The sequence below is a fragment of the Rhizobium sp. 18065 genome, assembly GCF_902706095.1.
Classification (GTDB): Bacteria; Pseudomonadota; Alphaproteobacteria; order Rhizobiales; family Rhizobiaceae; genus Allorhizobium.
Genome location: NZ_CACSJP010000011.1, coordinates 82682 through 109362 on the forward strand (window position 1 = coordinate 82682; position 26681 = coordinate 109362).

Sequence of the window (26681 nt, forward strand, 5' to 3'; positions counted from 1 at the left end):
CATTGTTCATGCACGGTTCTATTTCCCAGGGAGGGAGACAAAAGCGACGCCAATCTCCGTTAAGCCCCGTCGAACAACTTTGGCCGACTTCTTTGTGCCGTCTTCGAAGACCAGCTCGATATCATCGGGAAGACCTATGGATGATTCCAGTATCACCTTGGCCCCGCCTTCTGACATGTTGCGCACGATGCCGTCGAACGAACTGGCGCCCGAGTGGAAAAGAATGCGCACAGCCTTCAAAGTCTTCCACCGGGGAAAGGAGCGGCGCTCCTCTTGTACGGCCTCAATCGTAGTCATGTTTCAGATCGCTTCTCTATATTCTATTGTCTGGTAGGTGACGTTCACGTCGCCGTGTGCGGCGACGACAGGTTGCTCGAGGTTCTCGAGCATGATTTTCAGGATCGAAGGCAATGCTTCGAGGAATGCATCGACGCAATGTGGGTCGAACTGGGTGCCCGCACGCTCGCGGATGTGATCCACGGTGCGCTCGACACTCCATGCTTCCTTGTAGGGCCTTGCGGTCGTTAAGGCGTCGAAATTGTCAGCAATTGCCACGATTCGACCCGATAGGGGAATTGCCTCACCGGAAAGACGGAAAGGATATCCTTGGCCGTCCCAACGTTCATGATGGCTGCCGGCAATTTCTGCGGCGAGCTGAAGCAGGCTGGACTTGGATTCCCGCAGGATATCGCAACCGGCAATGGTGTGGCGTTGCATGGCCGAAAACTCCTGTTCGGTCAGCTTGCCTTTCTTTAGAAGCACGGCGTCTGGAATAGCGACCTTACCGATATCGTGCATGGGCGAGGCAAGCCGGATATCGGAACAGAACTCCGGCTTCAGACCATATGCGATCGCGATTGCCTCGGAGTAGCATCCCACGCGCTTGGTGTGCTTTGCCGTTTCGGCATCTTTATAACTTGCAGCGATCGCCAGCCGATCGATGATTTCTTCCTCGCGCGCGCGCAGTTCGAGCACCGCCTTGTCGACCTCCTGACGCAACCAGGCAGCCTTGTCCGCGAGTTTGTTCTGCGCTTCGACCAGTGCTACCAGATTGCGCATCCGGGCCTGGAATTCCAGCGGCTGTACGGGTTTGGTCAGAAAATCAATGGCCCCGGCATTCAGCGCTGACATGCGCACTGACGTGTCACCGTCTGCCGTGACAAAAACCACGGGCTTCATTCTGTATTTGTCGAAATGCATGATCTCCGTCAGCAACTCGACCCCGTTGTAGTCAGGCATCTGGAAATCGACAATTGCGATATCGAAATCGAGCCCCGGCATCGCGGTCAGGACATCGACCGGATTTCCGAAGGGGACCGCGGTACAGCCGGGAAGCTTTTCTACCAGCTTGGTGAGAAAGATGAGATTGGTCTTGTTATCATCGACGAGTAAAATACGCATTCTTTTCCCTGTCAGTTCGCGCAGCGTTGCCTGCAGCTCGTCATGAGCTCTTCCAGCGCGCTCAATTGCATTTCAGAAAAGTCCCGGCCCCGCAGGCGCTGGGACGTTTCCGCTATTTCAACCAGGCCGATGCTCGATGCGGCTCCCTTCAATGTATGTAAGAGAGGATCAAGTCGTCTGTGGTCGTTCGCCTTGAGTGCATTCGCGAGTTCATCGAGAACCGTCGCAGCGTCGTCGAAGAAGCTGACGACTAACTCCTCGAACACTTCGTCGCCCAGGGCATCGACTATCTCTTTGCGGCGCGCGGCAAAACTGTCGTCGAAGCCGTTATTATTGTCCTTGCCCGCTGCCACGGTCCGGGTGTCATTGTCCGGAGCGGTAATCTTTCGGGTGTCAGCGACGATCTTACGCAACTGCGGCATCGTCACCGGCTTGCTTTGGAAAGCATTCATGCCGGCTTCACGGCATCGAAGCCGGTCGTCGTCGGAGGCGTTCGCGGTCATGGCGATGATGGCAAGATCGGTAGAGACTCCAGGCATGACGCGTATGCGGCGTGTTGCTTCGATGCCGTCCAGATTCGGCATTTGCATATCCATGAGGACAAGATCGAACCGATGCTGTTCTATGGCAGCGATGGCTTCAAACCCATCATTGGCGATCAGCACGTGCTGACCGAGGTGTCTGAGAAAGCCAGCCGCGACCTGCTGGTTGACCACATTATCCTCGACGAGCAAGATGTTGAGGATGGGAAGCGCTTCGACGGTAGCCATCTGTGGGGCAGAAACCAGGCTCCCGGTTGTTGGCTCGTCAGCGGCGACCATCGGAATCTCGAACCAGAAGGTGCTTCCTTCTCCCTTGGTACTTGAAACGCCGATCTCTCCACCCAGCGCCTCGACGATCTGCTTGCAGATCGTCAGACCAAGCCCGGTTCCTCCGTACTTGCGGCTGATCGAGGCATCGACCTGGGAAAAGGGCCGAAAAAGCTTGTTCATGCTCGATGGATCGATTCCGATCCCAGTGTCTGAGATCTCGACTCGCAGCAACGCACTGCCGCGGCGTGCCACTTCGGCGATGGTCATCGTCACAGCGCCATCGCGGGTGAATTTCACGGCATTGCTCAGGAGATTGAGCATAACTTGTCGGAGGCGGGTCGGATCTGTCCTGATGGCGGGTGCTGTCAGTTTTTCAGGCAGGCGCAACTCGACACGGTTTCCATGTTCAAGCGCACGATCCCGGATCATTTCGACTGTCGCCTCGGCCAGGGGCAGCAAGGGGACGTTGCGAATCTCGACCTCGATCTTGCCGTGCTCGATCTTCGCGAAATCCAGGATCTCATTGATGATCTCGAGCAGCGCGTTCCCGGAGCGCCGGATCGTTTGCACGCCTGGCGCCACCTCAGCTGGAAGTGGCGACAGCTCGAGCAGTTCGGCGGTGCCCAGGATGGCGTTGAGGGGCGTGCGAATTTCGTGACCCATCGTCGCCATGAACTGTGACTTGGCCTGGTTGCCGGCTTCGGCTGCAAGGTAGGAAGCATTCAGCTCCTTTGCCATCGACTCCAGATCGAGACCGGCTCGCTTGACGGACCTGAGCTGACGGCGTAGCGAGAAAATCAGGAAGATGACCGAAAAGACCAGCATCACTACCAGCAACGCGGATTTAATCTGCAGTTTCAGAAGTTCGCTGCGGCTTTCCGCACGATTAACGGATACCCAGTTGTTCGTATAAATCAGCAGTTCTTCAGTGTTTTCGATGGTTGTCTCGAGCTTGGTATCGATCAAGACGATCTCTTGGGCCGTCAGCGACTTGCCCGCCGCGATCTTGTCGAAGTATGCGACAATGCCGAAAACGACGGACTTGATGGCCGTTGTCTTTTCGCGGACGCTGTTTTCAAGCGCGAACTTTTGCTCGAAATTCGCCTTTTCGATAATGTCCATGCGCGAATAGAGGATGTCGTAGCGCGTCGACAAGGCCTTGAGGCTGGCGGGGTCTTGATTGTTCTCCACGTGGATCAGATGCAAGACTTCGTGCAGACGGCGGGCCTCGCGATCGAGTTGATAGACCGACCAGAGGGCATTTTCCCGAATGCCATCCTAAAGTGTTCCGTAGCGATGGGAAATGTCGGCCAAGACATAGGCCAGGCCCAACATCAATACGATGGCGAAGCCCTGCAGGACCATAGTGGCCTTGCTGGCTCTGCGAATGACATCGCCATTGTGTTGGGCGGCGGTTTTCACTCGCTGACCTCGATCTTCGAAATCTGCCAGACAGAGCGCGAGAAGTATTTCTCGTTGAACAGGCTAGGGGTCGAGTCGAAGGGATAGATCAGGAACAGCGGTCCCTTGTCGCGGACCGACATCTGTTTTCCATCCATGCGGGTGGCAAGCATCGTATCGATCTTCGAGGCGTCCTCCATCGGAACCTCCGCGGAATAATCGTTAAGAGCGATCACCCTCAGCTTCGATCCCTGCGCACCGGCGGCGTCGAGCACTGCGCGCAGCAGCGGGCCGGAGAATTCGACCTTTCCTGAAGTCCAGGGCGTCTCCATTTTCCCCCGACGTCCCGCCAGGGCCTCCAGCATTGCCAGATCGAACTGGGCGTTCCCGTCGACATTTGCATGCTTCAGGTTCGCCGCCTTGACGGTCAGCACGACCTCACCGGTCGGTTTTTCGAGAGCGTAAGCATAGGGAGCCGAAGCGGCGATCGCGCCCAAGGTGGCGGCGGCTGCCAGGATAGCGTGGTGAATTTTCATTTTTTCCTCGAACGCAAAACAAAGAGGGCGGACGCGCCTTGGCGAATCCACAAGGGGACTTTGGAAAATTCCGGCTGATCGGAGAGGGTTTGAAGCATCATGCTTCGGCAAAATCGCCGCAAACCCTGCTAGATAGCAAACAGTGTACCCTAAATTTGGGAATATTTGCTTAATACGGAGGCATGCTAGACTTATCCCCCACGATGACCGGGTCATAGCTTGGATCAAAGTCGCTCAAGCCCCTGATAGGGTTGGCGTTTCATCCTCGTTTTCGGCCATGTGAAGTCCGCGCGTCATCGCGCGATTGTCGCTGCCCAACCCCAGATTTAGGGCAGATTGTTTGAGCAAAGATGAAGTGAATGGCGCCAATTTGAGACAATCCTCACTTTAGCCATCTCTAAGGTGTTAAGGCGACGACTTTCGTGGAATCGAACACCGTTTGAACGTATAATCAAAACGCCCCTTGATTTGCGTCTCGGCGATGCGGATCGGACGAGATGAGAAAAGGAGCTTGAGCCAACGACATGCCCCACTCTATGCCGTCCCCGGAGGTAGCCGCCCTCACCTACCCAGATCTCAACTCCAGGCCGAAATATCGCAACTTTCGCCATCATCCGCTCATTGAGCGAACTCGCTTGGCCGTTGCGTTCGAGAACGTGATGATCAGTGGGCTCGATATCGCTGAATTCGACTATGCCAGCTGCCGCTCGATCGACAGTGATCTGCCGCCTACGTTCGTCTACACCTATGTCGAGGAGGAACTCTTCCTCGAAGATCCGTTCATCACCGCCTTGCCGGTTGAAGGGACCGTGGTGACGGAAAACGAAGTTTACCAGCGCTGTCGTCCGAGTCGCCGGCTTGCCCAAGTTCTTGACCGCCATAACATCCACAACAGAACGTACTTTCTTTTGAGAAGGAAGGATTACGTTTATGGCGCCGTCGGGTTTACGAGAGCGGAGGCATTCAGCCGTGAGGAAATCGAGTATCTCTCCATGGTTTCACCGCCGCTTCATCAGGCTTTCACAAAACCGGTGATGGACAGGTTTGCGGCCGACAACCTTCGTCTCAGCTCTGGCGAACTGGAATGCCTGCGCATGGCCAGCATGGGCCTGACGACAGATGAGATATCAATCGCGACCGGTTTCCAGAAGAATACGATTAATACTTATTTCCAACTTGCCTCGAAAAAGTTGTACGCTACAAACCGCTCCCAGGCTATTGCGGAAGCTCTGCGGCGTCACCTCATTGACTAAAGACGAGCAAAAGCTCAAGCTGGATAAAATCGCCCAGTTTGTTGCAGTCGAATTGTCTTGTTAATGGTGATTTAACGAGTCGACCCTATTTTTGAGGTTGTCGGAGATCGATGGGATCGGCGCTGCATGACGGCGGCCTGACATCCAATCTAAAATCAGATTGTCATACCGCAGTTGGCAGATCGGCCTGCCGCGCGGCTCGATTGAGGTGCACTATGTCGAACGTCATCAAATTTCACGGTGCAGAGCGCCAGATCCTGACACCTGCCCAGGCGCAACTGACCGCGATGCGTCTGGTCCGCAATCGCCTCCAGGAACTACATCTTGAAATGGAGTCTGTTCTCGACAAACTGGTCGTGGCCAATGAGGCGGCGGAGCAGATCGGCGTTCAGGAAGGGCATTGCCTTGCCCAAAGTGCACTGGCCAGATGACGGAAGCTGCCCTCTGCCGGCGTGATATGGATATACTCCCCACGACCAACAGCCTGATTGGCAAATTAATCGATGACCTTCTTGCGGTTGGTTGCGAGATCTGTGCCGTCGGCCAAGGTTACTGTATCAATGAGCCGCAGGACGAACCTGCGGCGTCAACCGTCGCGGCACTTCTCGCGGACTTCGGACCGCGAATGCATTTGCTGGCAGATTTCAACGCGGAACTACGGGCGCGTGGCCTTTGCATTGAGATCTGATTCTAGTCGATGAGGCGTCGCCGTATCGCCTCGGCAATTGCCTGCGATCGATTGGCTGCGCCGAGCTTCTTCACGGCGTTCTTGATGTAACTGTTGACCGTATCGCTCTGATAATCGGTCTGCAGAGCAATTTCCTCGCTCGTCAGCCCAAGACTTGCCTTTGCGAGACAAACGATTTCGCCTTTCGTCAGGCGCATTTGCTGCGCTGCGAAACGCTCCATCAAAGGTCGAGTGATCTCGGTATGAATCCCGGTAGATACCAAAGATAGAAACTGCACTTCTTCTTTGTCGAATGGTGTTTCTCGGGTGTAACAGACAGCGCCGTACACAAGCTCGTTGCGCATGACTGGGAAAAATGTCCGATTTCGAACCCCGAAGGATCGAGCCAGATATTCCACCCGCTGCGGCGGCGGGGTGATAGCATACACGTCGCTCTCTGCGACCACGGTCTTTGAATCCTGCGCCGCCAAGGCAAAAGGATCTATCGCAGCCAGCCGGTCGGCCGTATAAGCGTCGACATAGGCTGGCGGCATGTCGGTATCGACAGAAACGCCGCGCCCGAAACGGTAATTATCCACATCCAGTCCGCTGATATAAATATGGTCGAACGGAACAGCCAACCGAAAGCGATCGATGATCTTGCTGCGGCCAAAATGTCTGTGGCTGGGGACAGATCGCAAGTCCAGATACTCGTCCAGCGCATTCGGGCTCGTTGTCGACAGGGGTGTTATCGGCATTGTTTTCTCTGAATTGACTTAGATCAACTTTTGGGGTGAAAAAATTTCTCAATGGTTAAACTGCCGCTCTCAAATATCATTTGACGGGTTCGCAGAGCGGGATTTGCTGATCCGACCATCGTCCGATCAATCTGGATTGATCGCGTCGTTTCAACTCAATAATCCGTCAACGTTGCGGGCAGAACACTGCCATTCCGCCGCCATTAACCGTTCTTCAACGCAACTACTCTATTTCTAAGACAATGACCCGCGAATTCGACTGCCTGGTGTCGTCAAGTCCGACAAACCACCGGCCGGCTGACAGGAGGTGGCGACCACACACGGGGTTCGACCGCTGAACGCAAGGGTGCGCGCGGACCGCTCAACTGGAATGATCATGGTGGCAAAACGGCGTGGAAGGGCGAACAACAGCATAGATCCTGTCGATGTTGCCGTCGGCTCCCATGTTCGCGAGTTGCGGCAGGCGCGAGGAATATCACAGTCGGCTTTTGGTGCACATCTGGGCGTCACGTTTCAGCAGATCCAGAAATATGAGAGTGGCAGGAATCGCGTATCGGCCAGCAATCTGCACCATATGGCTTCACATATGAAGGTCATTATTAGTGCTTTTTTTGAGGGCTTGCCGAACGGGCCAGTCGAGACGGTGAAGCCGCTTTCGGGTGATGCACATGTGCTCGCGCTGCAATTCGAGAAGATCGAGGAGCCATCCGTCCGCAAGGCGGTCGCAACGCTGTTCAACAAGCTTTCTTCGTCAGGCGGTGCCGATGCGTAGTGCCGACGAGTTCGCAAGTCGGACGGCCGCAGCCGACAACGAACGTGTTAATTTCGCTGCGATCGCAATAGTGTTCTCGTTGTTTGCGATGCTATTGGTGACAGTCATCGCTTATCCGAGAGCAGGATTTGTGGTGGTCATCTCGCCCCCCGGAAACAGCGAAGGCCAGACGCTCTCCATTATTGCCGAAGCCGGAGGCCAATTCGTCTCTTCCAGCGCAATGCCCTGGATCGCCGTTGCTTATTCAGAAAACCCGCAATTCGCCCGAAGCGCCAAAAACGCTGGCGCACTGCTCGTCATCGCAAGCCCGTTACTCGCCGGCTGCCTATCCTCTCGTCCTACCCTTTAGAAAGCAATGCCATGCGCGCATTAGAACAACTGAGAATTCAGGCATCCTATGGAATCGTCGGATTGTTGTGGGTCAATCTGCTGCTTTTGATCGGCCGGCTGACGTTCCGCGAGGACGGTTTCGATTGGCTGACGGCTTTCGCGACGTTCGCGATGGTGGCAGCGGCAACGGCCTGCTGGATAAAAGGACGCTCCAGTGCCACGACCCGTGTCGTGTCCTCGCTGGCCCAGGCCGGAACGGTGGCCATGCTGGTCTACGCTTTTGCAGGCTCGTCGCTGCAGGTTGACATTCACATGTACTTCTTCGCATCACTTGCCATCTGTGCGGCCTGGGTCGACTGGCGAGCGATCGCTGCCTTCACGGCGCTGGTGGCCGTTCACCACCTCGCGTTATACGTGGCGCTTCCCCTCGCCGTCTTTCCAGGCGAATCGCATCTCTCTCGGGTCATGCTGCACGCTGTCGTCTTGCTCGTGCAAGCTGCCGCGCTCGTCACCACGACATCTGCAATGGTCAAGGCGTTCTTGACTGCAGAGCGCTCCATCGAGGACGCCACCAGATCCGAAAAGCAGGCACTGGACATGTCCGAAAAGGCGCGTGTTGCCGACGCTCAGATCCTTGCTCAGCGAATTGAGCAAGAAAAGGTTACGGCGGAGGCGCATCGCGCCGTAACGCACGCGGTCGACAGCTTGCGGCCGGCGCTCACCAAACTGGCGGCCGGAGACCTCACTGTCCGAATTCACGAACCGCTGGTCGGCCACATGGATGATCTTCGGACCGCCCTCAACGCGTCGATCGAACAGTTGCAGCGCGTTCTTGAGCGCGCGGGTCACGCCGCCAATTCGGTTCGAAACGGATCCCGGCAAATCAGCCAGGCGAATGACGAACTATCGAAGCGAACAGAAAGACAAGCGGCAGGTGTGACAGAAACCGCGGTTGCCCTGGCACAAGTTTTGACGACGGTGCGCGAAACCACCGCGACGGCTGACATGGTGGGCGAAATGGTGGGTCAGGCTGCACGAAGCGCCGAAGAGTCAGGTGCGGTTGTGACAAGCGCTGTCGAGGCGATGGTGACGATCGAGGCCTCGTCTCGCGAAATCGGACAGATTATCGGCGTGATCGACGAAATCGCCTTCCAGACGAACCTCTTGGCGCTGAATGCAGGCGTAGAAGCGGCACGCGCCGGGGAAGCCGGAAAGGGCTTTGCCGTCGTCGCTCAGGAAGTGCGCGAATTGGCGCAGCGCTCTGCCTCGGCCGCCAAGGAAATAAAGGTGCTCGTCAGCAATTCAGCCGACCATGTCAACAATGGCGTTGCCTTGGTCGGCCGGGCCGGAGATGCGCTCAAGCGAATTTCGGGCGAGGTTTCCGGAATGTCAGTACATGTTTCGAAGATCGTGCAGAAATCGCGGGAACAGTCCGCCGGAATTCATGAGATCGAATCTGCTGTCTCGCAAATCGACAGAGACACCCAGCAGAATGCTGCGATGGTCGAAGAATCGGCGGCAGCTCTACACTCGGTAGCCGGCGAAGCCCAGACGCTGGAACATCTCATTTCCGGCTTCAAGGTATTCGGTGGCGCTGGCGATCAACAGCAATATCGAGCCGCATAGGCGACGCGGCCGGCACAAATATTGATCAAGGGCTCCCCATCGAAGTAATGGGGAGCTTTTTTGTTTCCGACACACTGGCCGTTAGTCTTTCGTTAACTTTCGTATCTTAATTTTCACTGGGCCACCGAGATGGGGGGCGGGCCACCGACGCAGTCATCGACTTTGGGATCGATCAACCCTTTTGGCGTGAGCCCTATCCACTGCGCAATTTTTTAAACAATGGGAGACGGCTGAAACCGTCAGTCTAAGATGGATGTGGCGCTCTTATCGGTCGGACTGTTCAGGAGTATCGCTTACTCCTCCCTGGTTATTCTCGCCTATTCCGTCGCGATCAGAGTGAGCCGATCCGAGTTTCGCTGCAATTTGTTGGTTGGGTGCCTGTTTGGCGTCGTGTCGGTCGCGACACTGACCGATCCGGTGCATTTCGGCGGAGGCATTTCCTATGACGGGCGCGTCGCGGTTTTGGCTCTTGCCTATACGTTCGCCGGCGCCGTCGGGTCGACAATCACCTTGCTGGTGGCGTGCGGCTGTCGTCTGCTTTCCGATGGACAGTCGGCGAACGCGGAAATCGTTGCAATTCTGGCGACCACGCTGATCGGCTATGTCATTGCCGTAATGGCGGAACGCCGCTTTTCATGGCGATTTTCGAGATCGTTTACACTTGCTCTGATCGCGCCCTGGCCGATGATGTTTTCGGTCTGGCAGGGAGGTTCCGTCTCCTTAACTGTGTTCCTCGAGATCGCCCTGCCCTTTGTTGCCATCAACGCGATTGGCATCATGCTGCTCTACGATCTGCTCTCCAATGAACGAAAGCGCTGGGCACTCTTCCAGGCCCTGGAACGAGACGCCGCGGTCGACCCTCTGACGCGGTTGGCGAACCGGCGCGCGTTTTATGCACAGGCATCTTCCGTCCTCGAAGGTGCCGTTGGTGCGCGGGCAGACTTCGCGATCTTGATGATTGACATCGACCATTTCAAACTCGTCAACGATACTCATGGACATGACACAGGCGATGACGTTCTCGTGGCGATAGCACACGCAATCTCGACCTGCGTTCGAAAGTCCGACGTCGTCGCCCGATTTGGCGGGGAGGAATTTGCCGTTCTCCTTCCAGGCGCAACGCTGGAGAGCGGTCAGGCGATCGCCGAGCAGATCCGCATATCCGTCGAGCGAACCACCGTACTCGCCGGGCCGAAGGCTGTGACCATTACGATAAGCCTGGGGATAGTTGCAGGAAATTATGCTCAATTGAGCATCAAGAGCGCGCTAAAAACTGCCGACGAAGCACTTTATGAAGCCAAGCGCAATGGCAGAAACCGCGTGGAATTCGCGGCCGCAGCCTGATCGCCCTGCGGTTGGAACATTCTCTGACGCGCTGTCATCAATTGATCGAGTTTTCGCGCGACTGCTTCATGATTGCCGAGGCACAACCAAGTGGAGATCGACATGACGCGGATGATGAAAGCTGCGGTTGTGCACCAATTCGCACAGCCACTTTCTATCGAATGCGTGCCGGTCCCGATCCCGGGGCCGGGCGAGATCCTCGTCAAAGTCATGGTGTGCGGGATCTGCCATACCTATTTGCATGCAGCCGATGGAGACTGGCCCGTCAAGCCAAACCCGCCTTAAATTCCTGGACATGAAGCAGCTGGTGTCGTCGTTGAGCTTGGCCCGGGCGTCACGGAATTTGCACTTGGCGATCCGGTTGGTGTGGCGTGGCTTCATGACGCGTGCCTCAAATGTGAATATTGCGAAACCGGTTGGGAAACGCTCTGCGAAGACCAGCACAATACTGGATACAGCTGCAATGGCGGCGTTGCCGAGGATGTGGTCGCATCGGCGGCCTTCGCGGCGCGCCTTCCGCAAGGCGTCGACTTTGCCGTGATTTCCCCAATCCTGTGTGCTGGCGTCACCACCTACACGGGATTAAATGAAACCGAGGCAAAACCCGGTGAATGGGTTGCTTTCAGGCATCTGCGGTTTGGGGGAATGTCGCAATACAATATGCCAAGGCCATGGGTTATAAGGTCATAGCACTCGACGTAAGCGAAGATAAGCTCGATCTCGCACGCAATCTTGGCGCTGATTATGCCGTCGATGCCCGACAGATGTCTGCAATTGAAGACGTCCTGGCCGTGACCGGCGGCGGCGCACATGGCGTCCTCGTCACCGCCGTTTCACCACCCGCCTTTTCCCAAGCTCTGCAGATAGTGCGGCGCAAAGGCACTGTAAGCTTGGTCGGCCTTCCGCCTGGTGAATTTCCGACCCCCATATTTGATGTCGTATTGAAGCGCATCACAGTTCGAGGGTCGATCGTCGGCACGAGGCGCGATCTCGCAGAAGCGCTGGCTTTCGCGGCGGAAGGTAAGGTCACGGCCCAGATTCGTAAGGTGCCGCTCGAAGACATCAACACGGTTTTTCCAAGCTGAAGGAAGGCAAGATCGATGGCAGGATCGTGCTGGATTTCTCGAAAACAGATGCATAGAGTTCATCTGGTCCGCGGCGTTTGAGATCAGCCGTGAGGCTTTGAAGAGCACGACCGTTCCGACGACTTACAGCTGGTGGCAAGCGCATGGATCTGGGACAGCTTATTGCGCGACGGGAAGCCCTCTGCGAAGCGGAGCTGCGCGTTTATTCGCGTGCCGCAAAAGCCAAGGCCATGGGAGATACCGAACTCGTCGAGATTCTGGAAAGCTATACCGACCTGCTTGCCGTTGTTATCGACGCGCTGGACAAGGAAATATCGGCTCGCGACGAAGAACAAGACTGATGCCCGCCTCGAAGGTTGGCCCGCATTGTGGCCACCTATCGTTCGGCAGGCCAAATGTCTGCAAGCTGCGCCGGCGGTTCGCGCAAAGAAATGATGGTCGGGCGTAAAGGCTTCATGCTCGGCACAGCCTGCACACCAGAGCTTGACGGTGGGTTGGCTCGACCATAGGGTGACCCTTGGCGCCCCTCCACCCCGGATTCTCCGCAGGCCCAAATCAATCACCATCCATCGAGAATGCAGGACCTTGCGATCGACTGATCGGCTGAGCCTATCCCCTTAGACCTGCATCCATTAAATTGACAAACGTTACTTCTCGCGGCCCATTGTGTATGGCACTCTAATGAACAATTTTGCGCGATAGAGTGCCGGAGAATCAATGAGTTTTATCAAGATCACCGAAGGGACAGAGGGAGTTATTGATTTTCTTCTCAAACGTTCTCACACGCGACGGACAAGCTATCTTGTGGCAGTGGTAGGGACCTGTCTGGCATTTGTGGTGAGATTGGGTTTACAGGAAACTCTGGACGACCGTGTCATTTTCACGCTTTTCCTTCCAGCCATCCTGATTTCGTCCGTTCTCGGGGGACTTGGACCCGGCTTGGCCTCTCTCGCTCTCTCACTGCTGGGAGCCATGATCCTTCTGACAGCCCATCCCCAGAGATTTGTCAGCTTTGCGGAAATGGGGATCTTCTCCATGGTCGGGGTTTCATTTTTGCTAATCGGCGAACTTTTGAGGATTGCCCGCTCCAGGATCTCGGAATCGGCACGAGCCCTGTCAGTGCGGGAGGCCCATCTTCGATCAATTCTCGATACCGTTCTGGATGCCACCGTCGTCAGCACGAAGGAGGGTACGATCGTGTCTTTCAACGCGGCGGCTGTGAGACAGTTCGGTTATAGCGAACCCGAGGTGATCGGCCAGAATCTGCGGATCCTCATGCCCGAACCCTACCGACACGAACACGACGGTTATATCGATCGGTATCTGAAGACCGGTGAAAAGCGTATCATCGGGGTCGATCGGGTTGTCATGGGCCGACGTAAGGACGGATCAACCTTTCCCATGAAACTCGCCGTCGGTGAAATGCACACCGCCGGTCAGACATTTTTCACCGGCTTCATACGCGATCTGACAGAGCGGGAAGAATCGGCGGCGCGCCTCCAGGAAATCCAGGGAGAACTCGCCCGACTGGCGCGTCTCAACGAGATGGGAGAGATGGCGTCTACACTTGCGCATGAACTGAATCAGCCACTGTCGGCGATCGCAAACTACGTGCATGGCTGTTCGCGGCTGGCGCGTGACCTGGACGGAGAGGCCGCCCAGCGGATGCGTGAGGCTCTCGAAGAGACGTCGAAGCAATCCATGCGCGCCGGCCAGATTATCCGGCACCTGAGAGAGTTTGTCAGCAAGGGCGAAACGGAAAAGAGCCCGGAGAACATCCGCAATCTCGTGGAGGAGGCTGGCGCTCTGGCGTTGGTGGGTTCAAGGGAGCGCGGCGTCTTCACGGTCTTCGACTTCGCCGAAGATGCCCAACTCGTATTGGTCGACCGGATCCAGATACAGCAAGTGCTTATCAATCTGATCCGCAATGCCATTGAAGCCATGCGCGACACGGATCGCAAGGAGTTGAGGGTTGGTGTCGCCGTCGCCGGAAATGAACAAGTCGAGGTGACTGTCGAAGACTCCGGAACCGGCATTCCCGATGAGATCGCCGCGCAGCTATTCACCCCATTCGTGACGACCAAACCTGGCGGCATGGGCATCGGCTTGTCGATTTCCAAGCGGATCGTCGAATCTCACGGAGGTACGATGGAAGCACTTGGCAACAGCGCTGGCGGATCGACCTTCCGCTTCACAATACCGGCTTACAGGGAGAGACAGGGACATGCCTTCGGATGATTTTACGGTCCATATCGTCGACGATGAAGAGGCGATCCGCAAGTCGCTGGCTTTCATGCTGACCATGAGTGGCCATGCAGTTCGTGTGCATGAAAGCGCGACCGCCTTTCTCGACTTCGCACCCAATATCAAGAGCGGCGTGCTGGTCACGGATCTTCGGATGCCCGATATGAGCGGCGTTGAGCTGTTGCGCTGCCTGACGGCCCAGAAGGTGATGTTGCCATCAATCGTTATCACGGGCCATGGCGATGTGCCGATGGCGGTGGATGCGATGAAGGCCGGCGCGGTCGATTTCATCGAAAAACCTTTCGAGGAATCTGTGTTGCTGGAGGCACTCACGCGCGCTTCACTGCGCCTGAAGGACAAACTTGTGGACTTGGAGGATATTGCATCCGTTCGACAAAGATTCGAGTTTCTATCGGAACGCGAGCGACAGGTGCTCAACGCCGTGGTTGCGGGATTGCCAAATAAATCGATTGCCTATGATCTTGATATAAGCCCGCGCACCGTCGAAGTTCACCGAGCCAATGTGATGTCGAAGATGAAAGCGCAAAGCCTTCCCCAGCTCGTGAGAATGGCGATGGCGGCGGGTTTCGGCCCCAACTAGATTTGATCCTGCGCAAGGCGCGGCATCATCCATCGGTTTATTTTCGGACCTTCCAGCGACTTCAATCGCACGAATTTCGGGTTCGAACGTGGATGATCGAAACACAATAGCAGTGGTAGCGCCGGACATGGGTCTCCGTCAATCGTTGGTCTTTGCCCTCGAGACGGAGGGGTTTGTCGTCGAGTCCTTCGTGAATTTGCGCGCCGCCAAAGTATCAATGGAAACGGTCGCCTGCGCCGTCATCGACGCGCGAGTGCTGAAGGCGGAAGAGGACGTCTGGCTGTCGCTGGGTCGATTGAGACGCAAGATCGTCCTTTTGACGACAGGGATCACCTCTTATGCCGATCGGGGAGCGGCTGCAGAACTTTCCACACCGTTCAATGGCGATGAACTCATCGAGCTGCTCGATCATCTGCCAAGCCCGTAAGGGTATTTCCGTAGAGGAACAAGCGAATTTTCCGGAGATCCAACATGCTGCATTCTCGGTTCATCAAATCATCCTGGAGGCAACCCATGCTGGCCTATTCTGACACTCGCCCCGCTCCCGCAGCCCGCGCCGCGAGCTTTGCCGACAGGATATCCGTTGCCCGTCTTTCGCCAATCTCCACATTCACTGCGGAAGCGGAAATTTACGCGCAGGGCGAGAAATCAGGTGCCTTTTATCAGATCGAATATGGTGCTGTGCGTATATTTCGGCTGCTTGCCGATGGCAGACGCCAGGTGATCGCGTTTCATCTGGCGGGCGAGACCTTCGGCTTCGAACCAGAAGACAACCACCACTTTTTCGCCGAAACCTTGGTGCCGACGGCTTTGAGAACCTTCACGCAGCCGAGACATGATGCCGTCCCGGCGAATATGATGAAGGCCGCCTTGCAGGCGATGATCAAAGCGCAGCAACACCTCTTGGTGATCGGAAGGCAAAATGCCGGCGAGCGCATCGCAGCCTTCCTGATGGATATGCTCAATCGTCAAGGTGAACACGATCAGGTCGAACTCCCAATGAGCCGTCAGGACATGGCCGATTATCTCGGTCTGACGATTGAGACCGTCTCGCGCGTATTGTCGAGATTCCGCGCCCAGGGTGTCATTCGGCTGCACAACAGCCGCAGCGTTGAACTCCTGAAGCTCGACACCCTTCGCCGGCTTGCCACTTCATAGGCGGCCAACCTTCCGATGTCGCCTAATTCATGGATCTAGTATGCGTATAACGTTCGAAGCAGAAATGCCGGCAGGCGCTTCGGTCATTCATGTCGTGGAACCTACCTTGGTTGAGGACGGCAGGCTGATCGGTCTTCACAATGGCATAAGACGCAATTTTGCGCTCTCAGACATTCACGACATCTATTGCACCGAGACGGCGCAACTGATCTCCGTCGTCCAATGCCAATTGGCGTGCGAGGGATGCGATCGCGACTGTGCATGGCTGATCCGCAACTGATGTTAGTAAACGTTTTGCCTGAAGCGGGATTCCCCCTCCCTATTACGGCAAAAGAAAAGGGCGCGTCGGCGGGGCGCCCTTTTCTCATTCCTATCACCGAAGCCGACAAGCGATGGGATGACCATCGATCGCTGATCCAGTCGGTCACGGTCCTGCGCCTCGCGCAGCGAAGCATACCGCGCATCGGCGAGATTTCCTGATGCTGGCCCCGTTTTGCTGTCATGGATACGATCCAAGAATCCAGTCCACGGCTTGACGCAAGATGGAGACCGATTGCCGTCTCAAAGGGTATTTGTTTCCGGGACATCTCCAGCCCGGGCGTGCCGTAAAAAACGCCACGGCTGCAGCGGATAAATCGACCGGCCTCTTCTGCTTCTAACCCTAAATTAAGGATAGATGCATTACAAATTGACTAACAGCGACCATGAAGGGTGGCACTCAAGGGAATATGACATTCCGCTACCGACTGAGTGGAGTTCGAATATGAAACGGCCTAGCATCAAGGCGGCTCTTGTCGCCGTGCTTTCCTGCATTCTGGTGCTGATCGCAGCACTCTCGTTCGCGTCGTTGAAAGGTATTCACGAGCTCAACGACAATACACGGGAAATCAGCGGCTACTGGGTCGACAGGCTTGTCGTCGCGCGCACGATCAAGGGCGATTTCAACCTTCTGCGTCTGGGGCTGGCCAAGGAATTGCTTGCCGACACGCCGGCTGAAGTGACGACGGAAAAGGCCGGCGTCCAGAAGGTCACCGACGACTTAAGGCAGGCGATTAAATCCTACGAAGACGGGGTTCGCACCGAAAAAGGCGCACAGCTGATCAAGCAGTTCACGACCACACTGTCTGCCTATGACAAGCTGGGTGAAGAACTCGAACTGCTGAAACAGGCCGGCAAACAGGAGGAGGCCGAAACGCTTCTGAAGACCAAGATGAACGATGCCGCGATCAAGGCCAATACGGATGTGGACGCGCTTGTGAGTTTTATCATCGAGCGCGTCCGCGAATTCGCAGCGTCGAGTGAAAGCACCTACAGCACGGTGTTGACATGGACGTTGATTATGGCAGGCCTGACTACCCTATTCGCCATTGCCGCCATAGTTTACGCAGTTGTTGGCATTGCCAATCCGATCATGCACATCACAGCCTCGATGCGCAACTTGGCGCAAGGCGATCTGGCTACGAAAATCCCGTTTGACGGCCGCTCCGACGAAATCGGAGAAATGGCGGCCGCGGTCGCGACTTTCCGACAGGCCGGCATCACCAACAAGGAACTCGAGCGCCAAGCGGAAGAAAACCGGGCGCGCGACGACATGCAAAGCGCGGAGAACCGCCGACGTGTGGCCGAGGAGGCGGAAAAACTTCGCTTTGCGACGGAAACTTTGGGGAACGGCCTGAAACTGCTCGCACAGGGCGACATTTCCTTCCAGCTCACCAATGTGTTCGCACCGGAATACGATATGCTGCGGCAGGACTTCAACGCTTCGGTCAAGCAATTGGGCACGATCATCTCGGGCGTGCTCGATACGGTCCATTCCATCGACACGGGCACGCGGGAAATCGCCTCCGGCGCCAGCGACCTTTCGAAGCGAACGGAGCAACAGGCCGCAGCATTGGAAGAGACTGCGGCAGCACTGGACCAGATAACTGTCAATGTCTCGACATCGTCCAAGCGCACAGACGAGGCCCGTTCGGTGGCGATCCTCGCCAATGAAGATGCCGAGAAATCTGCGCAGGTGGTGGCTCGGGCTGTCGAGGCAATGCGGCGCATCGAGCAGAGCTCACAACAAATTTCCAACATCATCGGCGTTATCGACGAAATCGCCTTTCAAACCAACCTTCTGCCGCTCAACGCCGGCGTCGAGGCCGCACGCGCAGGCGAGGCCGGCAAGGGTTTCGCCGTCGTTGCGCAGGAGGTGCGCGAACTCGCCCAGCGCTCGGCGACCGCTGCCAAGGAAATCAAGGGGCTGATCCACAACTCCTCAACCGAAGTGGACAATGGCGTCAAGCTCGTCGGCGATACAGGCGTGGCGCTGCAAGCCATTGGTGCTTACGTGTCTCAGATCAATACCTTGATGGACGCGATCGCGACCTCGGCCAAGGAGCAATCGACCGGTCTCGCCGAGGTTAACACGGCGGTCAATCAGATGGACCAGACCACACAGCAGAACGCAGCGATGGTTGAACAGTCGACGGCCGCGTCCGCCTCCCTCGCTCAGGAGGCCGGTAATTTGCGTACGCTTGTGAGCCAATTCAAGCTCTCGCACAACGGAAGAAACGTTCAGACCGCCCCGCTCACGACATCGAGAATGCCGGTTTCGACGCGACCTATGCCGACGAGAAAGGCGGCGGTGGTCGGAAACCTTGCCGTCAAGGAGGATTGGCACGAATTCTGATGACGAGGCATCATGAAGAAGCGCGCCCGATCAACCCGGCTCTGCGTTGGTCGAGCTACCGTGCGATGCGCGCGACACGGCTTCGGTGTAATTTGCAGATACGCCGATCAAGCGCACTCAGGACCGGATGCAGAGGGGGTTTACATCGACTGACGATGCTCTGCGAGTCCGGTCCCGAAGCCTCACAGGCATTGGCCCGTTTTGCGAGACCGCGGTGATGATCATTCATTGGGGCTGAAAGATGGTTGCCCGGAGAATTTATGAGCATCACGGTTTCAGCGAATTCCGAAAGTCAGACATCTTTTTGGCCGCCTGAATTCATTCCGAAATTGGTGTTTCTGATTCTTTTACTTGCTCTTGGGCACACTATCGGCTTGGATAGATTATCTTGACTGTCGGGAGGCATGAGCTTCGGCTCAAGGTCAAGCCCCTCAAGGGCAGGGAGGCTGAGATCGAAGGAGGAGATCGATTTCGCGGCTCGGCAGGTCAGGTCCGCGATCTGTCGAGCAACTCCCGGATCGTTACCGTGTCATCGCTGACCAGCAAGAAGGCGGGTTGGAGATCGAGACCCTTGGCAATTCGCTCGAGGTTGTCGATCGATATGTTGCGCTCGCCGCGTTCTACCGCTCCGAAATATGACCGGTCCATATCGATCATCAGGGCGAAGTCTTGCTGACTTATACCGCGCTCACCGCGATACTTGCGGATATTGTTCGCCACCAACTGGCGCAGATGTCCTGGATGCGTCTTTTTCACCCGAACGACATCAGGCGAAAGCCGCTTTTAAGGCGACGGGTTTTAAGCACCATTTAACATTTTTATCGGATATTTCGGGCGTCGGCTTCCTATCACGACCGTTTGAAAGGTTTTCCTGTCGGGATACAGCTCGCCGTAGCAGCGGCGATCCCTATGGCATGAGGGGCCGAACATTACTGGAGGCGCGAGGAAGCATATGGCGGCAATATCTGACTTCCCCTCTGTCGATAGCCATATCGACCGGCTTGCGCGCATGTCGGGTCGCCGCGCCTTTACCATTACCATTGTTTCTTTGTTGCTTATCACCACGCTGGACTATTGGAGCGCCGATGAAACGCGTCTGCAGGTTTGTTATGCGAGCGCATACATTATCCCGATCGCCATCGCCGCCTTCACGCGCGGTCGGCAGATCGGCCTTCTGGTCGCTTTGGTCGCCGCAGCTGTGACCCTGTCGAAAGGTTTCACGCTGACCGAGAGCATCAATGCGGCAGTGTTGCTGCAAAATGCCGCCCCCCGTGTTGTCGCTTTCGCATTCGTCGCAATTGCTGCTGCCGCGTTCCGGCAATCCTACCACGCCGTGTCGACGCTTGCTTCTAGCGATCGAATGACCGGCGTTCTCAACAAGGCTGCGTTTCATCAATGTGCTTCAGCGCTGCTGGAGGCTTCTCGTCGCCAGCGAGAATACGCAATGTTGCTCTTCATCGATCTCGATGATTTCAAGTCTGTGAATGATCGCTACGGTCACGAGGCGGGTGATCGGGTGCTTCAGTCCTTCGGCTCGGTTGCTGGTTCCGCAATGCGGCGTGGCGACTGCCTGGGGCGGATCGGCGGCGACGAATTCGCAGCACTCATTCCGGCGACATCGATCTCTGCGGCGCGTCAGCTCGCAGCAGCCCTCCATGAGAGGTTTACGCAGGCTTTGCTCGCTTGCGATATGCCGGTGACATGCAGCGTCGGCGCGGTTGTCGCCACTCCGGAAAACACAAATGAACTGCCAGATTTATTGAGGCAGGCGGACGCGCTCATGTATCAATCGAAGACGGCGGGAAAAAATGCCTTCCTCTTTGAGGTCGCAGCTGACGCGGATATTGAGAGAGATTTTGCCGGAGATAGAATTCTGGCGGTAACGGCCGAAGCTGCAGCAAAGTAGGCTTCAAGAGCTGCATGCACCGCAAGGGCGGCGGACCTGGGGAGGCGTGATGGACCAATACTTCTACAATATCTCGTCGGGGTCACAGACGATGCGGGACGCAACAGGTTATTTTGCCGCCAACCGCCCGGATGCTATCGCCTACGGAAAAACTGTTGCCCGTGAAATCGCGATGGAAAGCAAGATGACAGTTTTCATCGAAATGCTGGATGCTGACGGAAGGATCGTCGCTCACATAGTGCATCGCACCAGACCACGGAGGCGGCAGACACTATCGCGTTAACTTTTGGTGCTTGCATTGTGCCTGGAAGGCAGGTCAATGATCTGGGCTCAGGACGTCTGGAGGCGCAATCACGGTGAATCCCGAACTACGAGAACACGGACGCTACCGAGACTACATCCAGCAGGCGATGTCCGAACCGGCAATGCGCACTGCTATTGTCCATCCCTGCTCTGTGGACGCCCTTCGATCATCGCTGGATGCGCGTGATCAGGGTATTCTCGACCCCTTGCTGGTTGGACCCGAACGCAAGATCCGGTCAATTGCGGAGGCCGCGGGTCTCAGCCTTGCCGGTATAGATCTCGAACCGGTGGAGCACAGTCACGCGGCTGCATGTCGCGCTGTGGAGCTTGCCTCGCAGGGAAAAGTCCAAGCCTTGATGAAGGGCAGTCTGCATACCGATGAGCTCCTCTCTGCAGTGGTCGCTTCCGGATCGGGCCTGAAGACCGAAAGGCGAATGAGCCATGCCTACATCATGGACGTCCCTGCCTATGACAAGCTTCTGGTGGTTACCGACGCGGCGATCAACATTCAGCCGGACCTGGACCAGAAACGCGATATTTGTCAAAACGCGATCGATCTCCTTCGTCACCTTGGAGTGGAAAGACCTTTGGTCGCTGTTCTGGCCGCCGTGGAAACTGTCAACAGCAGGATGGCGGCAACACTTGATGCTGCCGCATTGACGGTTATGGCGTCACGCGGCCAGATCCAGGGCGCGATCGTTGACGGCCCGCTTGCCTTCGACAACGCGATCAACATTGAGGCTGCGCAGGCAAAACTGATCACGTCGCCGGTTGCCGGCCGGGCCGACATACTGCTGGTACCGGATCTGGAGGCTGGCAACATGCTTGCCAAGCAGCTTGTCTATTTCGCGGGTGCTGATGCCGCTGGTTTGGTTCTCGGCGCACGGGTCCCAATCATTCTGACCAGCCGGGCTGATTTGCCCAAAGTCCGACTGGTATCCTGCGCGCTGGCAAAAATTCTGGCCAGAGCCTACCAGGCGCGACATATGCCAGATTGAACCGCTGCAGAGGCCATCTGCCGTGGGTTGTTCACGCGATCGTCAAAGCGGTAGGATTGACATGGTATCGCTCGACAAATGAGGTAGTCTGGACAGACCGATCGCAGTTGTCTTGAACAGACGCCGGCACCGGGAGGAAGCGCACGGCGGAAGGAGAGCAGCGTAATGACGAGCAGGGAGTTTCCACGACATATTCTCTTCGCCACTGATTTTTCCGCGCGTTGTGACAGGGCCCAGGACCGGGCAATCCAGTTGGCGCTGCAATGGCGCGCAAAACTGACGGTCCTTTTCGCGTTCGAGGCCGACGCCGTGAGCGCATCGCAGACCACCGCGCATGCTTCCCTCCCACGAACCATCTCTTATGCCGCGTGTAGGCTGGAAGAAGAGCTATCCGGAATCGACACGTTGCAGAGCAACGTCGAGATCAGGCATGGGGCCGCCTACGAGGTTATTGCTGGCTTCGTTGCGGAGATGTCTCCAGATATCGTCGTCACGGGTATTTCGAGCAATGACAAGCTTGGGCGATCGATCCTAGGTTCGACAACGACTTCGCTCTTGAGGATGGTGGTCGTGCCGGTGTTGGCCGTTAAGAAAAAACCGATCGATTCCGGGGCGCGCGTTCTGGTTGCCAGCGATCTCTCGGAAGGCTCAGCTGACGCTCTCAGAACCGCCATAGAATATTTTGATCCGGAGACAATCACACTTTTTCTCGCGCTGGACCCGCCATTTAGAACGTGGACAAACGACACGGGCGTCTACGAGCGAAGCTTCGAGACCGAGAGCCTCAAAAGGGCACGGGATTTTCTCGACAAGGCGATTGCGAAGCATCAATCCATCGAGCCGGTTATCGTGGCAGAGGTCGGTGACCCTTCCGAACTGGTCGCCCGCTACGCAATGGACCATGACATCGACATCGTGGTGACGGGGACAGAGGGGCGCGGCGGGCTATTGAACGTTCTGGTAGAAAGCGTTGCCAGCGGAATTATGTGGGAGGCGCCGTGTGACGTGTTCGTTGTCCCGCAGAAGAGACGGACTTCGGTCTGAGTTCGGATGCGAGACGTCCCTATGCGCAGGGAAATGCGGCGCGGCGGACAAAGAGTGAGAGGCTTCAATGGACGAGACACTACTTCTGACCTTTAATGCCGGCTCTTCAACCGTAAAAATCGGCATTTTCCAAGTTACGGAGCAGGGTCCGGTCCATCTGGGAAAGGCGGCCATCGATCTCGCAGCCGTAGCTCTCACCCTGGTCCTGCGAAAAGGTCTGGAAGGTTTCAACATTCCGCTGTCTCAGCGCCCCGCCGATCTCGCCGGCCTGATCGACGAAGTGTTCGAGAAGACCAGTGCACATTTTGACCTCGATAGAATAATCGGCGCGGGCCATCGCATTGTACATGGCGGAGACGTGTTCACCGGTCCAGTTGCGCTGAACGACGAGACGATCGCGCAGATCGAAATGCTTGGCCAGCTTGCTCCGCTACATCAGCCACAGGCTCTTCGGCTGATTGCGGCCGTCAGAGACGCGCGTCCGGACCTATTTCAATCGGCTTCTTTCGATACTACGTTTCATGCATCTCAGCCTGACGTGGTCAGGCGCTTGGCAATCCCGCGCGTCTATTATGAACGCGGCATCAAGCGTTACGGTTTTCATGGCCTGTCCTATCAGTATGTGGTGCGCTCATTGCGGTCACAGGCACCAGAAGTGGCGGATGGCAAGGTGGTTATCGCGCATCTGGGGAGCGGCGCCAGTCTTTGCGGCGTTCATAACGGCGCTAGCCGGGATTCGAGCATGGGGTTTTCAACGCTTGATGGTATTCCCATGGCGACCCGTCCGGGCTGGCTGGATCCTGGCGTCATTCTCCACTTGCTGGGGCCGGGCGAGAAATCGCTTCGTGAGATAGAAGATATTCTTTACAACAAGTCGGGTTTGCTGGGTCTTTCGGGGATCAGCGGCGATGTCCGCGTCCTGATTGAAAACGACGCCGAGGAGGCAAGACAAGCACTCGAGCTGTTTACGATACGTATCGCTGGCGAGATATGCCGACTCGCCTCGACGCTTGAAGGTCTTGATGCGGTGGTTTTCACGGCCGGGATCGGAGAACACCAACCTCTGATACGGGCGAGAGTTGCCGAGAGACTTTTGTGGTTGGGGTTTGCACTTGATCCCGAAGAGAACGCGACGAATGCCCTGAAGATCAGCACGGCGGCAAGTCGAGTAGCCGTTTATGTCATCCCGACCGACGAGGAACTAATGATCGCTGAAGAATGCCTGGCAGTTTTGCTTTCGACAGAAAACGTCAAGGAAATGATCGAGATCACGGAAGACCGGCAAACCCGGGTCTAGGTGGGGAGAAAAGGAATGGCGGATATGCGGACAGAGACAGACACCAACATAGGGGCGACGACCGCGCGCGAACTCGAGCTTCTGAACCGCTACTGGCGGGCCGCGAACTACCTCTCCGTCGGACAGATCTATCTGCTCGACAATCCGCTCCTGCGCGAGCCGCTCAAGGCCGAGCACATCAAGCCGCGCCTGCTCGGGCATTGGGGCACGACCCCGGGGCTGAACTTCATCTACGCCCATCTCAACCGCGTCATCCGCGCGCGCGACGCCGACATGATCTATGTCTGCGGTCCCGGCCATGGCGGTCCGGGCATGGTCGCCAGCACTTACCTGGAGGGCACCTACAGCGAGATCTACCCGCATATTTCCGAAGACGCGGCGGGCATGCAGCGACTGTTCAAGCAGTTCTCCTTCCCCGGCGGCATTCCGAGTCATGCGGCGCCCGAGACGCCCGGCTCCATCCACGAAGGCGGCGAACTCGGTTATGCACTGGTGCACGCCTATGGCGCCGCCTTCGACAATCCGAACTTGGTCGTCGCTTGCGTTGTGGGTGACGGCGAGGCGGAAACCGGCCCGCTAGCAGCGAGTTGGCAGTCGAACAAGTTCATCAATCCCGCCCGCGACGGCGCCGTCCTGCCGATCCTGCACCTGAACGGTTACAAGATCGCCAATCCGACGGTTCTTTCCCGCATCGGCAAAGAGGACCTGGACCATCTGTTCCGAGGTTACGGCTACGAACCTTTCTTCGTCGAAGGCCATGAACCGGATGACATGCATCAGCAGATGGCAGCCGTTCTGGATACGGTCTTTGACCGCATTCACGTCATTCTGCAGGCCGCGCGCAGCGGCGAACCTGAGGAAGGTTGCCCGCGCTGGCCGATGATCGTGCTCAGAAGCCCTAAAGGCTGGACAGGACCGAAGGAAGTGGACGGCAAGAAGGTCGAGGATTTCTGGCGCGCCCACCAGGTGCCGGTCGCCAATTGCCGCGAGGACGATAGCCACCGCAAGATCCTTGAGGACTGGATGCGCAGCTACGATCCCGAAGACCTTTTCGACGGCAACGGCCGCCTGAAAGAAGAGCTGCGTGCGCTTTCGCCCGGCGGCGATCGGCGCATGGGCGCCAATCCGCATGCCAATGGCGGGCTTCTGCGCAAGGAACTCGTGGTACCGTCCATCCGAGATCACGCAGTGCCAGTGACGGATCGCGGCGCGTTGATGGTGCAGACGACCGAAATCCTTGGCCGCTACCTGCGCGACATCCTTAAACTCAACGATACCAATTCCAATTTCCGCATCTTCGGGCCGGACGAGACGGAATCGAACCGCCTCGGTGCAGTCTTCGAAGTCACCGACCGCGTCTGGATGGAGAAGATCGAGCCCTACGACGTGCATCTGTCCCGCGATGGCCGTGTGATGGAAGTGCTTTCCGAACATCTGTGCCAGGGCTGGCTGGAGGGCTACCTGCTGACGGGCCGGCACGGCTTCTTCTCCTGCTACGAAGCCTTCATCCACATTATCGATTCGATGTTCAACCAGCATGCCAAGTGGCTGAAGGTCTCGCGCGAACTGCCCTGGCGCAAGCCGGTATCCTCGCTCAACTACCTGCTCACCTCGCATGTCTGGCGGCAGGATCATAACGGCTTCAGCCACCAGGATCCGGGCTTCGTCGATCTCGTCGCCAACAAGAAGGCGGATATCGTCCGCATCTACCTGCCGCCGGACGCCAACACCCTGCTCTGGGTCGGCGACCATTGCCTGAAGACCTGGGACCGCATCAACGTCATCGTTGCCGGCAAGCAGCAGGAGCCGCAATGGCTGACGATGGACGAGGCGATCCAGCACTGCGAATCCGGTATCGGCATCTGGGAGTGGGCCGGGACCGAAGACAATGCTGTAGCGCCGGACGTCGTGATGGCTTGTGCCGGCGACGTGCCGACCATGGAAACCCTTGCGGCGGTGATGCTGCTGCGAGAAGCGCTTCCGGAACTGAAGATCCGGGTCGTCAACATCGTCGACCTGATGGCGTTGCAATCAGAGGACCAGCATCCGCATGGGCTGGACGACGAAGCTTTCGATCGGCTGTTCACCACCGACCGGCCGGTGATTTTCGCCTATCACGGCTATCCCTATCTCATCCACCGGCTGACCTATAAACGCGCAAACCATCGCAACATCCATGTGCGGGGCTTCATCGAGGAAGGGACGACAACGACGCCATTCGACATGACGGTGTTGAACGAACTCGACCGCTTCCATCTCGCGATCGAGGCGATTCAACGCGTTCCAGGTCTGGCAAAAAAAGCAAAACCCGCATTAGAGATGTTGGCAGCACGCCTGACCGAACACGATCGCTATATCCGGGAGTTCGGCGAGGACATGCCTGAAATTCGCGACTGGAAATGGACATCAAGGGCATAAGCCAGTCACGGCAGAAAATGAATGGAGAGGCGATCACATCTGTCGTCTACAAC

General features: G+C 56.8%; 24 protein-coding genes and 2 pseudogenes. 20 read left to right on the plus strand and 6 right to left on the minus strand.

The features are described 5' to 3' along the window. Positions 1-18: 18 nt before the first annotated feature. The 4 genes from GVK95_RS21200 to GVK95_RS21215 all read right to left on the minus strand — a co-directional run bounded on the left by GVK95_RS21200 (position 19) and on the right by GVK95_RS21215 (position 4150). Entirely contained in the window at positions 19-297 is a 279-nt protein-coding gene (locus tag GVK95_RS21200; RefSeq protein ID WP_159952676.1) for a PilZ domain-containing protein, read from the minus strand. A gap of 3 nt (positions 298-300) precedes the next feature. Beyond that, entirely contained in the window at positions 301-1401 is a 1101-nt protein-coding gene (locus GVK95_RS21205) for an HD domain-containing phosphohydrolase (RefSeq protein WP_159952677.1), read from the minus strand. Between the two features lie 11 nt (positions 1402-1412). Beyond that, positions 1413-3419, minus strand: a complete 2007-nt coding sequence (locus tag GVK95_RS21210; RefSeq protein ID WP_159952678.1) for an ATP-binding protein — start codon at positions 3417-3419, stop codon at positions 1413-1415. Between the two features lie 212 nt (positions 3420-3631). Then, the gene (locus GVK95_RS21215; protein WP_159952679.1) at positions 3632-4150 is read right to left on the minus strand and encodes a molybdopterin-dependent oxidoreductase; all 519 of its coding nucleotides are present in this window, start codon (positions 4148-4150) and stop codon (positions 3632-3634) included. Between the two features lie 524 nt (positions 4151-4674). Between GVK95_RS21215 and GVK95_RS21220 the strand changes: the two genes are divergently transcribed. Further along, complete coding sequence (locus GVK95_RS21220) at positions 4675-5403, plus strand: helix-turn-helix transcriptional regulator (protein WP_159952680.1); 729 nt, start codon at positions 4675-4677, stop codon at positions 5401-5403. Positions 5404-5618: 215 nt separating this feature from the next. Further along, a complete protein-coding gene (locus GVK95_RS21225; protein WP_159952681.1) occupies positions 5619-5834 on the plus strand; it encodes a hypothetical protein in 216 nt (71 codons plus the stop codon). Positions 5835-6093: 259 nt separating this feature from the next. On the opposite strand, the gene GVK95_RS21230 is transcribed toward GVK95_RS21225, so the two are convergent. Next, positions 6094-6828 (minus strand): autoinducer binding domain-containing protein, encoded by a 735-nt coding sequence (locus GVK95_RS21230; protein ID WP_159952682.1) that lies wholly within the window; start codon positions 6826-6828, stop codon positions 6094-6096. Between the two features lie 376 nt (positions 6829-7204). Between GVK95_RS21230 and GVK95_RS21235 the strand changes: the two genes are divergently transcribed. From GVK95_RS21235 to GVK95_RS21290, 12 genes and pseudogenes are all read left to right on the plus strand, one after another. Further along, positions 7205-7600 carry a helix-turn-helix transcriptional regulator gene (locus tag GVK95_RS21235; protein ID WP_159952683.1) on the plus strand — a complete coding sequence of 132 codons (396 nt, stop codon included), beginning with the start codon at positions 7205-7207 and terminating at the stop codon, positions 7598-7600. Then, positions 7593-7949 carry a hypothetical protein gene (locus GVK95_RS21240; RefSeq protein WP_159952684.1) on the plus strand — a complete coding sequence of 119 codons (357 nt, stop codon included), beginning with the start codon at positions 7593-7595 and terminating at the stop codon, positions 7947-7949. Before GVK95_RS21235 ends, GVK95_RS21240 begins: the two co-directional genes overlap by 8 nt. A gap of 11 nt (positions 7950-7960) precedes the next feature. Beyond that, positions 7961-9556, plus strand: a complete 1596-nt coding sequence (locus GVK95_RS21245; RefSeq protein ID WP_159952685.1) for a methyl-accepting chemotaxis protein — start codon at positions 7961-7963, stop codon at positions 9554-9556. Between the two features lie 249 nt (positions 9557-9805). Further along, positions 9806-10900, plus strand: coding sequence for a GGDEF domain-containing protein (locus tag GVK95_RS21250; protein WP_160011143.1), 1095 nt, complete (start codon positions 9806-9808; stop codon positions 10898-10900). Positions 10901-11002: 102 nt separating this feature from the next. Then, a pseudogene (locus GVK95_RS21255) lies at positions 11003-12041 on the plus strand (zinc-dependent alcohol dehydrogenase). Positions 12042-12128: 87 nt separating this feature from the next. Further along, complete coding sequence (locus GVK95_RS21260) at positions 12129-12326, plus strand: hypothetical protein (RefSeq protein ID WP_159952687.1); 198 nt, start codon at positions 12129-12131, stop codon at positions 12324-12326. Between the two features lie 376 nt (positions 12327-12702). Beyond that, a complete protein-coding gene (locus GVK95_RS21265) occupies positions 12703-14223 on the plus strand; it encodes a PAS domain-containing sensor histidine kinase (RefSeq protein ID WP_159952688.1) in 1521 nt (506 codons plus the stop codon). Continuing rightward, positions 14210-14830 carry a response regulator FixJ gene (gene fixJ / locus GVK95_RS21270; RefSeq protein ID WP_159952689.1) on the plus strand — a complete coding sequence of 207 codons (621 nt, stop codon included), beginning with the start codon at positions 14210-14212 and terminating at the stop codon, positions 14828-14830. The genes GVK95_RS21265 and fixJ overlap by 14 nt, the downstream gene beginning before the upstream one ends. Positions 14831-14957: 127 nt before the next feature. Beyond that, complete coding sequence (locus GVK95_RS21275; protein WP_159952690.1) at positions 14958-15257, plus strand: hypothetical protein; 300 nt, start codon at positions 14958-14960, stop codon at positions 15255-15257. Positions 15258-15343: 86 nt separating this feature from the next. Continuing rightward, entirely contained in the window at positions 15344-15988 is a 645-nt protein-coding gene (locus tag GVK95_RS21280; protein WP_159952691.1) for a helix-turn-helix domain-containing protein, read from the plus strand. 261 nt (positions 15989-16249) lie between these two features. Beyond that, a complete protein-coding gene (locus GVK95_RS21285) occupies positions 16250-16468 on the plus strand; it encodes a hypothetical protein (RefSeq protein WP_159952692.1) in 219 nt (72 codons plus the stop codon). Between the two features lie 283 nt (positions 16469-16751). After that, positions 16752-18662, plus strand: a complete 1911-nt coding sequence (locus GVK95_RS21290) for a methyl-accepting chemotaxis protein (RefSeq protein WP_159952693.1) — start codon at positions 16752-16754, stop codon at positions 18660-18662. A 486-nt stretch (positions 18663-19148) separates the two neighbouring features. Here GVK95_RS21290 and GVK95_RS21295 read toward each other — a convergent pair whose 3' ends face one another. Beyond that, on the minus strand, positions 19149-19418 hold the full coding sequence (locus GVK95_RS21295) for a helix-turn-helix transcriptional regulator (RefSeq protein WP_159952694.1): 270 nt from the start codon (positions 19416-19418) through the stop codon (positions 19149-19151). Between the two features lie 253 nt (positions 19419-19671). Here GVK95_RS21295 and GVK95_RS21300 point away from each other — a divergent pair, with 253 nt between their 5' ends. From GVK95_RS21300 to GVK95_RS21325, 6 genes and pseudogenes are all read left to right on the plus strand, one after another. Then, the gene (locus tag GVK95_RS21300) at positions 19672-20568 is read left to right on the plus strand and encodes a GGDEF domain-containing protein (RefSeq protein ID WP_210252964.1); all 897 of its coding nucleotides are present in this window, start codon (positions 19672-19674) and stop codon (positions 20566-20568) included. 49 nt (positions 20569-20617) lie between these two features. Further along, positions 20618-20851 (plus strand): hypothetical protein, encoded by a 234-nt coding sequence (locus GVK95_RS21305; RefSeq protein WP_159952696.1) that lies wholly within the window; start codon positions 20618-20620, stop codon positions 20849-20851. Between the two features lie 85 nt (positions 20852-20936). Further along, positions 20937-21869 (plus strand): annotated as a pseudogene (locus tag GVK95_RS21310) (bifunctional enoyl-CoA hydratase/phosphate acetyltransferase); the annotation flags it as partial. Positions 21870-22034: 165 nt separating this feature from the next. Beyond that, positions 22035-22913, plus strand: coding sequence for a universal stress protein (locus tag GVK95_RS21315; protein WP_159952698.1), 879 nt, complete (start codon positions 22035-22037; stop codon positions 22911-22913). A gap of 67 nt (positions 22914-22980) precedes the next feature. Next, complete coding sequence (locus GVK95_RS21320) at positions 22981-24210, plus strand: acetate/propionate family kinase (protein WP_159952699.1); 1230 nt, start codon at positions 22981-22983, stop codon at positions 24208-24210. Between the two features lie 24 nt (positions 24211-24234). Continuing rightward, the gene (locus tag GVK95_RS21325; RefSeq protein WP_159952700.1) at positions 24235-26628 is read left to right on the plus strand and encodes a phosphoketolase family protein; all 2394 of its coding nucleotides are present in this window, start codon (positions 24235-24237) and stop codon (positions 26626-26628) included. Positions 26629-26681 lie beyond the last annotated feature (53 nt).

What these genes read in the sequence shown, in the direction of transcription:
- GVK95_RS21200 (WP_159952676.1), bottom strand. Translation starts at nt 297, where the DNA reads ATGACTACGATTGAGGCCGTACAAGAGGAGCGCCGCTCCTTTCCCCGG.
- GVK95_RS21205 (WP_159952677.1), bottom strand. Translation starts at nt 1,401, where the DNA reads ATGCGTATTTTACTCGTCGATGATAACAAGACCAATCTCATCTTTCTC.
- GVK95_RS21215 (WP_159952679.1), bottom strand. Translation starts at nt 4,150, where the DNA reads ATGAAAATTCACCACGCTATCCTGGCAGCCGCCGCCACCTTGGGCGCG.
- GVK95_RS21220 (WP_159952680.1), top strand. Translation starts at nt 4,675, where the DNA reads ATGCCCCACTCTATGCCGTCCCCGGAGGTAGCCGCCCTCACCTACCCA.
- GVK95_RS21225 (WP_159952681.1), top strand. Translation starts at nt 5,619, where the DNA reads ATGTCGAACGTCATCAAATTTCACGGTGCAGAGCGCCAGATCCTGACA.
- GVK95_RS21230 (WP_159952682.1), bottom strand. Translation starts at nt 6,828, where the DNA reads ATGCCGATAACACCCCTGTCGACAACGAGCCCGAATGCGCTGGACGAG.
- GVK95_RS21235 (WP_159952683.1), top strand. Translation starts at nt 7,205, where the DNA reads ATGGTGGCAAAACGGCGTGGAAGGGCGAACAACAGCATAGATCCTGTC.
- GVK95_RS21240 (WP_159952684.1), top strand. Translation starts at nt 7,593, where the DNA reads ATGCGTAGTGCCGACGAGTTCGCAAGTCGGACGGCCGCAGCCGACAAC.
- GVK95_RS21245 (WP_159952685.1), top strand. Translation starts at nt 7,961, where the DNA reads ATGCGCGCATTAGAACAACTGAGAATTCAGGCATCCTATGGAATCGTC.
- GVK95_RS21250 (WP_160011143.1), top strand. Translation starts at nt 9,806, where the DNA reads ATGGATGTGGCGCTCTTATCGGTCGGACTGTTCAGGAGTATCGCTTAC.
- GVK95_RS21260 (WP_159952687.1), top strand. Translation starts at nt 12,129, where the DNA reads ATGGATCTGGGACAGCTTATTGCGCGACGGGAAGCCCTCTGCGAAGCG.
- GVK95_RS21265 (WP_159952688.1), top strand. Translation starts at nt 12,703, where the DNA reads ATGAGTTTTATCAAGATCACCGAAGGGACAGAGGGAGTTATTGATTTT.
- fixJ (WP_159952689.1), top strand. Translation starts at nt 14,210, where the DNA reads ATGCCTTCGGATGATTTTACGGTCCATATCGTCGACGATGAAGAGGCG.
- GVK95_RS21275 (WP_159952690.1), top strand. Translation starts at nt 14,958, where the DNA reads ATGGGTCTCCGTCAATCGTTGGTCTTTGCCCTCGAGACGGAGGGGTTT.
- GVK95_RS21280 (WP_159952691.1), top strand. Translation starts at nt 15,344, where the DNA reads ATGCTGGCCTATTCTGACACTCGCCCCGCTCCCGCAGCCCGCGCCGCG.
- GVK95_RS21285 (WP_159952692.1), top strand. Translation starts at nt 16,250, where the DNA reads ATGGCTGATCCGCAACTGATGTTAGTAAACGTTTTGCCTGAAGCGGGA.
- GVK95_RS21290 (WP_159952693.1), top strand. Translation starts at nt 16,752, where the DNA reads ATGAAACGGCCTAGCATCAAGGCGGCTCTTGTCGCCGTGCTTTCCTGC.
- GVK95_RS21300 (WP_210252964.1), top strand. Translation starts at nt 19,672, where the DNA reads ATGTCGGGTCGCCGCGCCTTTACCATTACCATTGTTTCTTTGTTGCTT.
- GVK95_RS21305 (WP_159952696.1), top strand. Translation starts at nt 20,618, where the DNA reads ATGGACCAATACTTCTACAATATCTCGTCGGGGTCACAGACGATGCGG.
- GVK95_RS21315 (WP_159952698.1), top strand. Translation starts at nt 22,035, where the DNA reads ATGACGAGCAGGGAGTTTCCACGACATATTCTCTTCGCCACTGATTTT.
- GVK95_RS21320 (WP_159952699.1), top strand. Translation starts at nt 22,981, where the DNA reads ATGGACGAGACACTACTTCTGACCTTTAATGCCGGCTCTTCAACCGTA.
- GVK95_RS21325 (WP_159952700.1), top strand. Translation starts at nt 24,235, where the DNA reads ATGCGGACAGAGACAGACACCAACATAGGGGCGACGACCGCGCGCGAA.